The sequence below is a fragment of the Micromonospora sp. LOL_024 genome, assembly GCF_048060415.1.
Classification (GTDB): Bacteria; Actinomycetota; Actinomycetes; order Mycobacteriales; family Micromonosporaceae; genus Micromonospora.
On sequence record NZ_JBHMIS010000013.1, the window covers coordinates 57,542 to 70,909 of the forward strand.

At 72.3% G+C, this 13,368-nt stretch carries 13 protein-coding genes; 8 read left to right on the plus strand and 5 right to left on the minus strand.

Features of this window, described 5'->3' with window-relative positions; genetic code table 11:
- Positions 1–13 precede the first annotated feature (13 nt).
- The 3 genes from ACFHWY_RS15865 to ACFHWY_RS15875 all read left to right on the plus strand — a co-directional run bounded on the left by ACFHWY_RS15865 (position 14) and on the right by ACFHWY_RS15875 (position 3,272).
- Entirely contained in the window at positions 14–1,387 is a 1,374-nt protein-coding gene (locus tag ACFHWY_RS15865; RefSeq protein ID WP_416580955.1) for a 3-oxoacyl-ACP reductase, read from the plus strand.
- The gene (locus ACFHWY_RS15870) at positions 1,387–2,469 is read left to right on the plus strand and encodes a MaoC/PaaZ C-terminal domain-containing protein (RefSeq protein WP_416580956.1); all 1,083 of its coding nucleotides are present in this window, start codon (positions 1,387–1,389) and stop codon (positions 2,467–2,469) included. Before ACFHWY_RS15865 ends, ACFHWY_RS15870 begins: the two co-directional genes overlap by 1 nt.
- 146 nt (positions 2,470–2,615) lie before the next feature.
- On the plus strand, positions 2,616–3,272 hold the full coding sequence (locus tag ACFHWY_RS15875; protein WP_416580957.1) for a DedA family protein: 657 nt from the start codon (positions 2,616–2,618) through the stop codon (positions 3,270–3,272).
- A gap of 44 nt (positions 3,273–3,316) precedes the next feature.
- Here ACFHWY_RS15875 and ACFHWY_RS15880 read toward each other — a convergent pair whose 3' ends face one another.
- Positions 3,317–3,955: a TetR/AcrR family transcriptional regulator gene (locus tag ACFHWY_RS15880; protein ID WP_416580958.1), complete on the minus strand. Its 639-nt coding sequence runs from the start codon at positions 3,953–3,955 to the stop codon at positions 3,317–3,319.
- Positions 3,956–4,021: 66 nt separating this feature from the next.
- Here ACFHWY_RS15880 and ACFHWY_RS15885 point away from each other — a divergent pair, with 66 nt between their 5' ends.
- The 3 genes from ACFHWY_RS15885 to ACFHWY_RS15895 all read left to right on the plus strand — a co-directional run bounded on the left by ACFHWY_RS15885 (position 4,022) and on the right by ACFHWY_RS15895 (position 6,100).
- A complete protein-coding gene (locus ACFHWY_RS15885) occupies positions 4,022–4,474 on the plus strand; it encodes an SCP2 sterol-binding domain-containing protein (RefSeq protein ID WP_416580959.1) in 453 nt (150 codons plus the stop codon).
- A 1-nt stretch (position 4,475) separates the two neighbouring features.
- Entirely contained in the window at positions 4,476–5,690 is a 1,215-nt protein-coding gene (locus ACFHWY_RS15890; protein ID WP_416580960.1) for an acyl-CoA dehydrogenase family protein, read from the plus strand.
- A gap of 206 nt (positions 5,691–5,896) precedes the next feature.
- Entirely contained in the window at positions 5,897–6,100 is a 204-nt protein-coding gene (locus tag ACFHWY_RS15895) for an AMP-binding protein (RefSeq protein ID WP_416581022.1), read from the plus strand.
- Between the two features lie 128 nt (positions 6,101–6,228).
- Here the strand turns inward: ACFHWY_RS15895 and ACFHWY_RS15900 are convergent, their stop codons facing one another.
- From ACFHWY_RS15900 to ACFHWY_RS15910, 3 genes are all read right to left on the minus strand, one after another.
- The gene (locus ACFHWY_RS15900; RefSeq protein WP_416580961.1) at positions 6,229–6,798 is read right to left on the minus strand and encodes a hypothetical protein; all 570 of its coding nucleotides are present in this window, start codon (positions 6,796–6,798) and stop codon (positions 6,229–6,231) included.
- A gap of 220 nt (positions 6,799–7,018) precedes the next feature.
- Positions 7,019–8,269: a phosphoribosylamine--glycine ligase gene (purD, locus tag ACFHWY_RS15905; protein WP_416580962.1), complete on the minus strand. Its 1,251-nt coding sequence runs from the start codon at positions 8,267–8,269 to the stop codon at positions 7,019–7,021.
- Between the two features lie 66 nt (positions 8,270–8,335).
- Complete coding sequence (locus ACFHWY_RS15910; RefSeq protein WP_416580963.1) at positions 8,336–9,625, minus strand: adenylosuccinate synthase; 1,290 nt, start codon at positions 9,623–9,625, stop codon at positions 8,336–8,338.
- A 125-nt stretch (positions 9,626–9,750) separates the two neighbouring features.
- On the opposite strand from ACFHWY_RS15910, the gene ACFHWY_RS15915 reads away from it, so the two are divergent.
- Positions 9,751–10,749 carry a hypothetical protein gene (locus ACFHWY_RS15915; protein WP_416580964.1) on the plus strand — a complete coding sequence of 333 codons (999 nt, stop codon included), beginning with the start codon at positions 9,751–9,753 and terminating at the stop codon, positions 10,747–10,749.
- A gap of 75 nt (positions 10,750–10,824) precedes the next feature.
- Positions 10,825–12,807 carry a chromosome partitioning protein gene (locus ACFHWY_RS15920; RefSeq protein ID WP_416580965.1) on the plus strand — a complete coding sequence of 661 codons (1,983 nt, stop codon included), beginning with the start codon at positions 10,825–10,827 and terminating at the stop codon, positions 12,805–12,807.
- A 65-nt stretch (positions 12,808–12,872) separates the two neighbouring features.
- Here the strand turns inward: ACFHWY_RS15920 and ACFHWY_RS15925 are convergent, their stop codons facing one another.
- Positions 12,873–13,301, minus strand: coding sequence for a DUF3151 domain-containing protein (locus tag ACFHWY_RS15925; RefSeq protein WP_416580966.1), 429 nt, complete (start codon positions 13,299–13,301; stop codon positions 12,873–12,875).
- Between the last annotated feature and the right edge of the window lie 67 nt (positions 13,302–13,368).

The following is a 13,368-nucleotide window of genomic DNA, read 5'->3' on the forward strand; positions in this document are numbered from 1 at the left end:
GTAGGCTACGCCTATGAGCGACAGGTATGCGAGCTTCGTCCAGTCGGGCGCCGGGCGGGCGCTGGTCAAGCGCCTCGGGCTGCCCGATCCGCCTCGACTGCGCCGGCACGCGCCCGGCGAGTCGATCCTGCCCGGGCTGGCCCTGCTCGGCGCCGCCGCCGGGGGCCGGCTCGCCGATCCGGTCGGCAAGATGCTGGCCGCCGCCGGGCTCGCCATGCGTGATCCGGCCACCGCCGTGCCGGACCCGACCACCGGCCGAACGCCGGAGAGCGCCGCCCTCGTCTTCGACGCTACCGGCATCACCGACTCGTCCGGACTGCGGCAGCTCTACGACTTCTTCCACCCGCAGGCCCGAGCCGTGCAGTCCAGCGGGCGAGTGATCGTGCTGGGCACCCCGCCCGCCGAGTGCGCCACGCCACGCGAGGCGACCGCCCAACGGGCCCTGGAAGGACTGACCCGCAGCATCGGCAAGGAGCTCGGCCGGGGCATCACCGCCCAACTCGCCCACGTCACCCGCGAGGCCGACGCGGGTACCTGGACCAGCCTGGAGGCGACCCTGCGATTCCTGCTCTCCGGACGGTCCGCGTACGTCTCGGGTCAGGTGATTCGGGTCGGCGCCGGCCAGGCGACCGCGCCGGTCGACTGGGACCGCCCGCTCGACGGACAGGTCGTGCTGGTCACCGGGGCGGCCCGGGGTATCGGTGCGGCGCTGGCCCGGGTGCTGGCCCGCGACGGCGCGACCGTGGTGGCACTGGACGTCCCGGCCGCCGGAGACGAGTTGGCTGGCGTGGCCAACGAGATCGGCGGCAGCGCCGTGCAGCTCGACCTGACCGCCGCCGACGCGCCGGCCCGGCTCGCCGAGTACCTGGAGAGCCGGCACGGCCGGGTGGACGTGGTGGTGCACAACGCCGGTATCACCCGGGACAGAACCCTCGGCCGTATGGACGCCGACCGGTGGGACCAGGTCATCGACGTCAACCTGTCCAGCCAGGAACGGATCAACGCGGTGCTGCTGGAGCGGGGCTTGATCCCGGCCGGCGGCCGGATCGTCGGCGTCTCCTCGATCGCCGGGATCGCCGGCAACCGGGGCCAGGCGAACTACGCCACCAGCAAGGCGGGGGTGATCGGGCTGGTCGAGTCGCTCGCTCCGGCGCTACGTGAACGGCAGATCAGCGTCAACGCCGTCGCTCCCGGTTTCATCGAGACCCGGCTGACCGCACGGATCCCGCTGATGCTGCGTGAGGCGGGCCGCCGGATGAACAGCCTGTCCCAGGGCGGGCTGCCGGTGGACGTCGCGGAAACCATCGGCTGGCTGGCCTGGCCGGCGTCGGGTGCGGTCAGCGGCAACGTGGTCCGGGTCTGCGGCCAGAGCCTGTTGGGGGCGTGATGGCCAGGCGCAGCCGCAGTGACGACCCAGCCGACGACCTGTCGGTCGGTGAGCTGATCGACGGGCCGACCCAGGCCCTGACGCCGGTGATCCGGGCCGCCGTGCCCGCCGACCCGGATCCGGAGGCGACCCGCGACCTGTCCGGCCCGGGCGCCGCCCTGACCGGCGAGCGGCGGGCGGGCGAAGACCCGTCTCGGACGGCGACCGGCCAGCCCGTCCCGGCCACGCGGGCCCGGGTGGAGCTGTCCCGGATGCCGGCGGCCGGGCCGCTGTACCGGCGGGCCCTGCTGAACGCACTGCCGGGGCTGGGCGGTCGGCGCAGCGACGGAGTGCCGGCGGTCGAGTTGGCCGTCGGCGGCGAGCCGGTGGACCCGGAGCGGCTGGCCGCCTACGACCGGGTGTGCGGATTCCGGCTCGCCGATCAACTGCCCGGGACCTTTCCGCACGTCATGGGCTTTCCGCTGGCGCTGCGCCTGATCACCGCGCCGGAGTTCCCGATCCCACTGACCGGGGTGGTGCACGTCGGCAACCGGATCTCCGTGCACCGGCCGGTCACCGTCGCCGACCGGCTGAATTTCACCACCTGGGCGGAGAACCTGCGTCCGCACGACCGGGGGCGGCAGGTGGATGTGGTGCTTGTGGCGTCGGTGGGCGGGAAGGAGGTGTGGCGCGGCGTCTCGACGTATCTCGGCCGGCAGGGCACCCCCGGCGACGGCGAGCGGCGCGACCGGGGTGAGCGGTCCGCGCCGCCGGCCACCACCGGCAGTTGGCGGGTGGCACCCCGGGTGGGTACGGACTACGCCAGGGTTTCCGGCGACCACAACCCGATCCACACCTCGAAGCTCGGGGCCCGGCTGCTCGGCTTCCCCCGGCCGATCGCGCACGGGATGTGGAGCAAGGCCCGTTGTCTCGCCGCGCTGGAGAACCGGCTGCCCGAGACCTACACCGTGGACGTGGCGTTCAAGCTGCCGGTCCCGCTGCCCGGCACGGTGGCCTTCAGCACCAGGAAGTCGGGGTCGGGCTGGGACTTCAGCCTGCACGACCAGCGTGGGCGTCCACATCTGACGGGCACGATCCGCTGAGCGGGGTCGCCGCCTACGACCCACGCGCCCACCCGGCCGAGAGGGACCGGTCTCGGCGAGCCACTGCGTCGCGTCCACGCCGAGTAGTTGGCCTCGGTGTAGGGGAAGGGCCACCTCATGACAGCCGGTGCCCCGAGCATGGAGTCATGGAGGCCGCCCTGGATCTGATCCGGCACACCCTCACCTCACCGTGGGTCTATCTGCTGCTGATCGGGCTCACCGCAGTCGACGCGATCTTCCCGCTGGTGCCGGCCGAGGCGGCGGTCATCACGGTCACCGTGCTGGCCACCGGCGGTGAACCGAACGTGGTGCTGGTGGTACTGGCTGCCATGCTCGGTGCCACCGTCGGCGACCACGTCTCGTACGCGATCGGGCGTGGCGGCGGGTCGGGGCGGCTGGACCGATCTCCGCAGGACAGCCGGCGGCGGGCCGGGTCGCAGTGGGCCCGCCGGGCGGTGGATCAGCGGGGCGGCCTGATCCTGACCGCCGCCCGCTACATTCCCGGCGGGCGGACGGCGGTGACCCTGACCATGGGCGCGGTCCGCTACCCGCTGCGGCCGTTCCTGCTGTACGACCTGATCGGTGCCGCCTCCTGGTCGTTGTACTGCGTGCTGCTGGGCACCGTCGGCGGGCTGGCCTTCGAACGCGACCCGCTGCGCGGCATCCTGGCCGGGATCGGCCTGTCGGTCGTGGTGACCGCGCTGTTGGGGTTGGGACGCCGGCTGCGACGCCGCGCGCACCGCCGCACCGCCGCGCCCTCCGGTGCCACCGAGTCACCGGCGCCGCGTCGCCATCGGCGTTAGGAGGGGCCCCTGCTCTACCTCAGGCGTTGACAGGGCGCCCCTCCCTACGCCGCAGGCGGATGCCAGGTGACGCCGGTCAGCAGCTGGCCCGCGCCGAGCCAGGCGGCGTTCATCATCCGGGTGGCGGTCTTCTCCGGGTCGGCGTCGGGCCGGTCGGCCAGCCAGTCGGCGAGGGACTCGGTCGCGCCGACCAGGGCGTACGCGACGACCTCCAGCTCGGTATCGGCCACCTCACGCCCCTCGGCGCGCAGCGCGTGGTCGAGCATGCCGGAGACAACCTCGATCAGTCGTGCCCGCATGACGGCCAGTTCGTGGTTGAACCGCTGTTCGCCGCGGGCCTGCCGGTAGAGCACCGCCCAGCCGTCGCGGTGTGCGCCGACGAAACCGAAGAACGCCCGCAGTCCGCGCCAGAGTCGCTCGTCGGCCGGCAGGTGTGGGGCGGCGGCCCCGGCGATGGCCTCCATCATCCGGGTGCCCTCGCGGTGCAGGCAGGCGACGAAGAGGTCTTCCTTGTGTCCCAGGTACGCGTACACCATGGGTTTGGAGATCCCGGCGACCTCGGCGATCTCGTCCATGCTGGCGCCGTGGTAGCCGCGCCGGGAGAAGGTTCGTACGGCGGAGTCGAGCATCTGCTGCTCGCGTACGGCGCGGGGAAGGCGCTTGAAGGCAGGACCGGTGGACACCTTGCAAGCATACCTACTCGTGCGTAAGGTTACGCCAGAGTAACCACTGTCCGAGAGGTGCTTCCCATGACTGACTTCGACCCGGCCACATTCGCCAACGTCGGCCCGAAGGAGTTCGCCCAGCTCGTCAAGAACACCCCGGAGAACAAGCTCACCGAGGTGATGTCGGGCGACCTGCGCGGCAAGATTCTCGGCGAGGTCTTCGGGCGGATGCCGCAGTTGTTCCGCGCAGACCGGGCCGGATCGACAAACGCGGTCATCCACTGGAACATCACCGGCGCCCCGGACGGCGGCACCGACACCTACGAGGTGGTCGTCGCCGACGGCGCCTGCACGGTCAACGAGACCCCGCAGCACGACCCTCGACTGAGCCTGACCCTGGGGCCGGTCGAATTCCTGAAGATCGTTTCCGGTGGCGCCAACCCGGTCATGATGTTCATGACCGGCAAGCTCAAGGCAAAGGGTGACCTGGGCCTGGCCGCGAACATCGCGAACCTCTTCGACATCCCCAAGGCCTGACATGGGTGAGTTCTCGCTCGACCTGAACGAGGAACAGCGGGATCTACGCGACTGGGTGCACGGCTTCGCCAGCGAGGTCGTGCGCCCGGCCGCGGCAGAGTGGGACACCCGCGAGGAGACGCCCTGGCCGATCATCCAGGAGGCGGCGAAGGTCGGCCTGTACGGCTTCGAGTTCCTCGCCACCTGTTGGGCCGACCCCTCCGGCCTGTCGCTGCCGATCGCCAGCGAGGAGTTGTTCTGGGGTGACGCTGGCATCGGCCTGAGCATCTTCGGCACCTCCCTCGCGGTCGCCGCCATCTACGGCGCCGGCACCCCCGACCAGCTCGTCGAGTGGGTTCCGCAGTGCTTCGGCGACGTCGACTCGCCCACCGTCGCCGCGTTCTGCACATCCGAACCGGAGGCAGGTTCCGACGTCGCCGCCATGCGCACCCGCGCCAGCTACCACGAGGCCACCGACGAGTGGGTGCTACGCGGGCAGAAGGCGTACGCCACCAACGGCGGAATCGCCGGGGTGCACGTGGTGACCGCCTCGGTAGAGCCCGAGCTGGGCTCGCGAGGGCAGGCCGCGTTCGTCGTACCGCCCGGCACGTCCGGGCTCGACGCCACCCGCAAACTGCGCAAGCTGGGCCTGCGGGCCTCGCACACGGCCGACGTCTTCCTCGACGACGTCCGGGTACCGGGTCGGTGCCTGCTCGGCGGCAAGGAGGCGCTGGACGAGCGCCTGGCCCGCGCCCGCTCCGGGCAGCGCGCCACCGGCCAGGCGGCGATGCGTACGTTCGAGCTGTCCCGACCCACCGTCGGCGCGCAGGCGCTCGGCGTGGCCCGAGCCGCCTACGAGTACGCCCTGGACTATGCGTCCCAGCGTGTCCAGTTCGGCCGGCCGATCATCACCAACCAGGCGGTCGCCTTCGCGCTGGCCGACATGAAGATGGAGATCGACGCGGCCCGGCTGCTGGTCTGGCGGGCCTCCTGGATGGGCCGCAACAACCGGCCGTTCACCGCCGGGGAGGGCTCGATGTCCAAGCTCAAGGCCGGCGAGGTGGCCGTCTCGGTCACCGACAAGGCCGTCCAACTGCTCGGCGGGGCCGGCTTCCTACGCGACCACCCGGTCGAACGCTGGTACCGGGATGCCAAGATCTACACCATCTTCGAGGGCACGTCGGAGATCCAGCGGCTGGTCATCTCCCGGGCGATCTCGGGGATGCAGATCCGCTGACCGCAGGAGGCCCGCGGGCATGGACCTGCCGTTCATCGTTGCCACGCTGACCCGACGGGGGACTACTCACCCCGGGCCGCCCGATCCGCGTCGCGTCGCAGCTCAACGCTCTGCGGAAGTGGGGCTGGAGCCTCGCCGGCGAACTGCGCCAGGCCGCGGCCCGGGATCCTGGGCGGGTCGCCGTCATCGACGACCAGGACACCGAACTGACGTACGCCGAACGGCTGGACCGTTCGACGCGGCTGGCCCGCGCGATGCGTACGGGCCTCGGTGTCCAGCCTGGTGACCGGGTCGCGGTGCTCTGCCGCAACCACCCCGACCTGATCGGGACCGTCGTCTTCGTCAGGTACCTGCCGCGCAACGCCACCGGCAAGGTGCTCACCCGCGAACTACGCCGCTACCACGGCTGACGGCGGTCGCTGCCCGCCCGGCGGTCGCGATCGGAGCCGTCGCCGGGCACCCCACGGAACGGCCGGTGTCGAAGGAACGACGGCGACCCCCACCGGCCGGCTCGTCCCGCCGACCTGACCGACCAGCCTCAGCCGAGATTGGTCTCGACGAGCAGGTCCAACGTCGATGACCGGACCTCGGATTCGTCCGCTGTCACCGCCATGAACCAGCTTCGCCCGTCCGGCGCCCACGCCGACAGGTACCCGGTGGACGTCACCGCGTCGTCCGTGGCCAGCACCTGGGCACCGGTCGGGGCACGTGCCTCGCGCGGCGTTCCGGGCAGGCCCAGCGGTGCCTCGAAGTCGAACACCACGACCACCCGGGCCACCGGGCCGACACCCTCGTACGCCGTCCTCGCCCCGATCGGCACGATCTGCGGTCGGGCCATCCGCAGCACCGCTTCGGTGGGATCCACCGGGCGTAGGTAGGACGGCAGCCCGCGCAGCTCGGGCGCCACCGGGCCGGCGAGGAGGGCGGGCGGGTCGCCGTGCTGCGCCGTCGCGACCGCGAACATCGCCGTACCGACGACGGAGCAGAGCGCCACAACGGCGGCGGTGGTCCGGATCCGCCGACGGCGACGTAGACGGACCCGCACCGCCGGCAGCGGATCCCGGCCCGAATATCCGGGATCGACGGTGCAAACCTTGTCGGTGTCCATCCCACCTCCCTCGGCGATAAGACGCTGGAGGAGGTGCGTCCCGTTGCGTTGCCGCCCAAAAGTTTGGTCGACGTTGGTCCATCGCTGGGGCGGGAGCGAGTCACGACAGGAATGGAGGTGGACGCCGCGACGGCCAGCGGCGGCCTGGCGAAGATCAGGCGGGCCGGTGCGGAGGTGCTGGATCCGCTGGTCGTGGCGGTGACGGCGACCGTGTCACCAGTCAGCCGGGGACGGTGATCCGGTCGTCGATCGCGGCGGCGGCGATGTCGCCACGGTGGTGTGAGCCAGCCAGCGTGATGTCGCGCACCAGTTGGTACGCCGCGTCCCGGGCGGCGGCCAGGTCAGCACCGGTCGCCGTGCCACAGAGGACCCGGCCGCCGGCGGAAAGCAGGGCGCCGTCGGTGCCCCGGCGTGCGGTACCCGCGTGGATGACGCCCGGCTGCTCCGCGCCGATGATCACATCACCGGTACGCGGCTTCGCCGGATAGCCCTCGGCGGCGACGACGACGGTCACTGCGGCACCGGCACGCCACCGCAGCGGCGGGTGGTCGGCGAGCGTGCCGGTGGCCGCGGCGTTCAGCAGGCCGCCCAGCGGCGTCTCCAGCAGGGCGAGCACCACCTGGGTCTCGGGGTCACCGAAGCGGGCGTTGAACTCGATCACCCTGGGCCCGTCGGCGGTGATCGCCAAGCCGACGTAGAGCAGGCCGGCGAACGGCGTGCCCCGGCGGCGCATCTCGGCCAGCGTCGGGTACACCACGTCGCGCATGACCTCGTCGACCAATCCGGGCGGCGCCCACGGCAGCGGTGCGTACGCCCCCATGCCGCCGGTGTTCGGGCCGGTGTCGCCGTCGCCCACCCGCTTGAAGTCCTGCGCCGGCAGCAGCGGCACCGCCGCCTCGCCGTCGGTCACCACGAACAGCGACACTTCGGGCCCGGCGAGGTACTCCTCGATGACCACCCGGCCGCACTCCCGCGAGTGTGCCTCGGCCGCACCGCGGTCATCGGTGACCACCACGCCCTTGCCGGCGGCGAGCCCGTCGTTCTTGACCACGTACGGCGGGTCGAACTCGTCCAACGCGGCGGCCGTGCTCGCCTCGTCGACACAGGTGTACGCCCGAGCCGTGGGAACACCGGCAGCCGACATCACCTGTTTGGCGAACGTCTTGGAGCCCTCCAGACGGGCCGCCTCGGCGGACGGCCCGAAGACCGCGACGCCCTTGGCCCGGACCGCGTCGGCCACTCCGGCGACCAGTGGCGCCTCCGGCCCGACCACGACCAGATCCGCGCCCACCTCGACCGCCAGCCCGGCCACCGCCGCCGGATCGGCCGGATCGACGGCCCGCAACTCCGCCACTGCCCCGATCCCCGGATTACCCGGTGCCGCGATCAGCACCTCGACGGACGGATCGTCGGCCAGCCTCAGCGCGAGCGCATGCTCCCGCCCTCCACCACCAAGCAAAAGAACCCGCACAACCCGGCATCCTACCCACCCCCTCCCCCACTCTGTTGATCATGAGGTTGGCCGTGGGTGGAGGATTCAGGGGAGGAGAGGGTGGCGGGTCACGTTCTCTTCTCGGCCGGGGCCCACACCGACCACGCTGACGCGGGTGGCGCAGAGTTGCTCGATTCTGGCGATGTAGCGGCGGGCGTTCTCGGGAAGCTCGGCCTCGGTCCTCGCCTTGGTGATGTCCTCCCACCAGCCGTCGTGCTCCTCGTAGATCGGGGTGGCGTGGTGGAAGTCGGTCTGGGTCATGGGCATGTCGTCGACCCGCTTGCCGTTGATCTCGTAGCCGACGCAGATCGGTACCGTGGCCAGGCCGGTGAGCACGTCCAGCTTGGTGATCACCAGGTCGGTGACCCCGTTCAGACGGCAGGCGTACCGGGCGACGACCGCGTCGAACCAGCCGCACCGGCGTTCCCGTCCGGTCGTGGTGCCGTACTCGTGGCCGACCTTGCGAAGGTGCTGGCCGTTGTCATCGAACAGCTCGGTGGGAAACGGGCCGGAACCAACCCGCGTGGTGTACGCCTTGCTCACCGCGATCACCTTCGTGATCGCGGTCGGCGGGATGCCCGCGCCCACGCACGCCCCACCGGCCGTCGGGTTCGACGAGGTGACGAAAGGGTAGGTGCCGTGGTCCATGTCGAGCATGGTGGCCTGGGCACCCTCCAGCAGCACGGTGTCGCCACGGTCCAACGCGTCCCAGAGCATCGCCCTGGTCTCCGCGATGTACGGCCGCAGCCGCTCCGCGTACTCCAGGTACTCCTCGATGGTCGCGTCGACGTCGATGGCCTTGCGGTTGTAGACCTTGAACAGCACCTGGTTCTTCTCGCGCAGCGCGAGCTCCAGCTTCTTGCGCAGGATGCCCGGGTCGAGCAGGTCCTGCACCCGGATGCCCATCCGGGCCACCTTGTCGCCGTAGGCCGGGCCGATGCCCCGGCCGGTGGTGCCGATCCGAGAGCTGCCGAGGTACCGCTCGACCACCCGGTCCAGCGCCCGGTGATGCGGCATGATCAGGTGCGCGTCACCGGAGATGCGCAGCCGGGACACGTCGACCCCGCGCTCGGCCAACCCGTCGATCTCGCTGAGCAGCACCTTCGGGTCGACCACCACACCGTTGCCGATGACGATCACGGCGTTCGGGGACAGCGCGCCCGACGGCATCAGGTGCAGGGCGTACTTCTGCCCGTCCGGGGTGATCACCGTGTGGCCGGCGTTGTTGCCGCCGGAGTAGCGGACGACGTAGTCGACCCGCTCACCCAGCTGGTCGGTAACCTTGCCCTTGCCCTCATCGCCCCACTGAGCGCCGATGAGCACGATCGCTGGCATCTTCTCGCCTCCAGAAGGCTCGGGTGCCAGGTGGCGACCGGTCAGCGAGCCCGGGGTGTCAGGTTAACAAGTAGTGACGGCACGACCGGCAGGGGTCGCGTCGAGAGGAGCAGAGGGAGCTACCCGTGTACGACGTGGTGCTGCTCACCCTGGGCGCGGAGCGCGACGCTCCAGGAGCCGGGTGTGGCAGCGGCGATGCCTGCTGCGGCGGTGCGACCGAGGCCGCCCACGCCCGGGACGAGCGTTGCGAGACGCCGCGCGTGCCCGTACTGGCCTGCTCGGACGCGCTAACCGCCCGTGGTGCACGAGTCGAGACGCTGACCGCCCGCTCAGATGCGGAAATTGACGAGGTGTTGGCCCGGCTGGACGGACCGCCCCGACCGGACGGCCTCACCTGGCCCGACCCCGACTCCAAGACCCGCCTCGTGCTCGCCGTGGCCGGTGACGCACAGTTGCGGGCCGTGCTACGCCGACTGGTCCGGCGATACGCGCCGCCGCCCAGCCGCCGCCCGGCTGACCTGGCCGACAACCGAACGGTGCCGGACCTGCCCCCGATCGGCGTACTGCCGCTCGACCCGGCGCGCAGCGCGGCGCGCAGCGACCTCGCCGCGCAGCTCGGGCTGCCCCGGGATCCGGCCGCGGTGGCCGCCGCGGTGCTCGACGGCGCCGCGCGCCGGCTCGACCTGCTGCGCAACGACGGCGGCTCGGTGACCATGGACGGTGCGCTGCTCGGCGCCGCCGCCGAGGACGGCCGCCCGCTGCACTGGCGCGGCCGGGTGGAGGTGGACGACGTGATCCTCTCCGCCGGCGACGATCCGCTGCTGGCCTGTGCGATCGGCAACGCGGGCAGGTACGCCCGGCTCGACGACGTGACCCTGCTAGCCGCACCTGACCCGACCGACGGGCTGGTCGAGGTGGCGGTGGCCGTGCCGGTGGTCACCCGGTCGCGTTTCGGGCGACGCCGGATCCGGCTGGAGGTCCGTCGGGCACGCGGTCGGGCGGTATCGGTACTGCCCCGGGACGCGGCCCCGCTGCCGTACCTGGACGACGGGGTGCAGGGGCAGTTGACACGTAAGCGGTCCTGGTGGACCGAGCCGGGCGCCTGGGCGGTCTGGCAGGTCTGACCCCCCGCCGACGCGCCGGCGGCCGGGATCGGCCGGTGGGCCTATCCTCGGCAGGAGGAATGGGGAGGATCCGTGGTGGACGAGAACGCCGACCGGGTGAACATGCCCGGCCAGCATGCGGTGCCGGAGCGGGACATCGAACCACTCTGGCCACCGGACCAGATCGACGGCTCCGAACCGCCGGCCTGGGGTGCGCCGCCGCCGGTTCCGCCTGCCCCGTCGGCCGGCCACCACCAGTCGACTGGCTACCCGCCGTCACCAGCCGACTATCCGTCGTTGACCGGTGGTGGACCGCCCGTCACCGGTTGGGAGCCGGACACCACCCCCGTCCGGAAGCCGGATTCGCCGGAGTCAGCCGTCGGGGTGTCGACCCCGCCTGGCCCGCCCGCACCGCGGCCGGCGTCCGGCCGGGTCGACCTCGACCTACCCTTCACCCTGGACCGGCCCACCTCGCTCGCCCCCGCCCGCGACGTGGGGGTGCCCGGGACCGGGTCGCTCCGCTCAGCGGCCGACGAAGAGCCCGGCACCGTGGCAGACGCTGCGGCAGCCACCGGCCCGAGCGGCTCCGACGGCACAGAGAACTGCGAGGGCGACGCACCCGCGGCGGCCCGACCGCAGACGGAGTCGCCGTGGGCCTACCCGCCGCAGCGTACCGTCTCCGACACACCCGCACCCGTCGAGGACACCGACCGCCCCGCGCGCCCCGGCTGGGCCGGGCCGGCCCAGCCGCTGCCACCGATGCCCCGGCCGGTTGCCAAAACGCCGACTCCCCAGCCGGCCGGCCCACCCCCCTTCCTGCCCCCGCAGCAGCACGGCAGTCCGCCCGTACCGCAGCACGGTCCCGGGAGCCAGCCGACTGTGCTACCGCCGAACCCCCACGCGCCACCGCCGGACGCGGGCCCACCTGCGCCGCAGTATCCGGAGCCGATGCCGCCGCAGGCCGAGCCGCCGTACGCGGCGACACCGCCCGGTCCGTTCCCGCCGCAGCCGGCCTGGCAACCGGCACCCTGGCAGCAGAACGCGCCGCCGCCGGTCAACCAACCGGTGCCGCCACAGCCCCACCAGCCGGCGAACCCGACGTCCCGGGTACCCCCGGGGTACGCCGAGCCAGCCTGGAGCCCGGAGACCGGTGCCGCGCCCACCGCGGAGGACTTCGCCCGCCGACGGCAGGTGCGCCCGGCCGATCCGGTCGCCACGACCGGGCTCCGCGCCGTTGTCAACAAGACGGGACTGGTGAAGCTCCCGCCGGGGCGGTACGAGCTGGAACGCAAGCGGGACATCGAGATGGTCCGCCGCAACTTCGGTGGGCTACGGCAGGTGACCGTGGTCAACCCGAAGGGCGGCGCCGGCAAGACCGTCGCCATCCTGCTGCTGGCGATGACCTTCGGTCAGAATCGCGGCGGCTACGTGTTGGCCTGGGACAACAACGAGACCCAGGGCACCCTCGGTATGCGCGCCCAGCAGGACTTCCATTCACGTACGGTGCGTGATCTGCTCCGGGATCTCGGCCAGTTCCACGGCGCACAGGGGCGGGTCGGCGACCTGTCGCAGTACGTCCGCTCGCAGGGCGAGGGGATGTTCGACGTCCTCGCCTCCGACGAGTCGGCCACCGGCGGTGAGATGCTCACCGCCGCCGCCTTCGGGGAGATCCGCGAGGTGGTCAGCCGCTTCTACAAGCTGATCTTCGTGGACACCGGCAACAACGTCCGGGCGCAGAACTGGCAGGCCGCGATGGACGCGACCGACCAACTGCTGGTCACCATGTCGGCCCGTAACGACTCGGCCGAGACCGCCGCGCGGATGCTCGACCACCTGGAGCAGAGCGGGCGGCACCGGTTGGTCCGGCAGGCGGTCACCGTGGTCTCCATGCCGCCGTCCCGCAAGGAGATCGACCTGCCGGCGATCCAGGAACACTTCGCCGCCCGCACCCGGGCGGTGCTGCTGGCTCCGTACGAACGGCTCATCGACACCGGCGAGCCGCTCCGGTACGCCCAACTCTCGGCGGCGACCCGGGACGCGTGGCTCAAGATTGCCGCGGCGGTGGCCGAGGGACTGTGACGCTGGCCGGAGGGGCGGCGCGGCCGGCCGGCTTCCTCGGCCGGCCGGGACCGCCGCCGGGTGGGTCAGCTGCTGGCCAGCGCATCGGCGGCAGCCGGGTCGCAGTCGCGGAGGAACTGGGCACAGCGGGCCGCCTCGTCCGCCTCGGCGATCGCGTCGGCCGCCCGGGACAGCACGTAGAGACAGCGCAGGAAGCCGCGGTTCGGCTCGTGCGACCACGGCACCGGCCCGTGTCCCTTCCAGCCGCTACGGCGCAACTGGTCCAGACCTCGGTGGTAGCCGGTGCGGGCGTACGCGTACGCCGCGACGACCTGCCCCTGGGCGAAGGCCCGAGTGGCCAGCGCGGCCCAGGCCGCACTGTTCGTAGGAAATCGGGCTGCCACCGAGGCGAATGCCTCCTCGCTGCCGTCCTGCTCGGCCGCGGCCAGAGCGTCGTCGGCCTCGACGTGGGCGGGCAGGAGGGTGGCGGGCGGCTCAGGCAAGAGGTTCTGCATCGTCTCATTCAACCCGCTTCGCTGGCGGGCCCGCGCGCGGGGCGGGTAACCGGGTCGGCTGAACGGC

Bases quoted from the DNA above. Each gene is read 5' to 3' on its own strand.
- ACFHWY_RS15865 (WP_416580955.1), top strand. From the start codon at position 14: ATGAGCGACAGGTATGCGAGCTTCGTCCAGTCGGGCGCCGGGCGGGCG.
- ACFHWY_RS15870 (WP_416580956.1), top strand. From the start codon at position 1,387: ATGGCCAGGCGCAGCCGCAGTGACGACCCAGCCGACGACCTGTCGGTC.
- ACFHWY_RS15875 (WP_416580957.1), top strand. From the start codon at position 2,616: ATGGAGGCCGCCCTGGATCTGATCCGGCACACCCTCACCTCACCGTGG.
- ACFHWY_RS15885 (WP_416580959.1), top strand. From the start codon at position 4,022: ATGACTGACTTCGACCCGGCCACATTCGCCAACGTCGGCCCGAAGGAG.
- ACFHWY_RS15890 (WP_416580960.1), top strand. From the start codon at position 4,476: ATGGGTGAGTTCTCGCTCGACCTGAACGAGGAACAGCGGGATCTACGC.
- ACFHWY_RS15900 (WP_416580961.1), bottom strand. From the start codon at position 6,798: ATGGACACCGACAAGGTTTGCACCGTCGATCCCGGATATTCGGGCCGG.
- ACFHWY_RS15910 (WP_416580963.1), bottom strand. From the start codon at position 9,625: ATGCCAGCGATCGTGCTCATCGGCGCTCAGTGGGGCGATGAGGGCAAG.
- ACFHWY_RS15925 (WP_416580966.1), bottom strand. From the start codon at position 13,301: ATGCAGAACCTCTTGCCTGAGCCGCCCGCCACCCTCCTGCCCGCCCAC.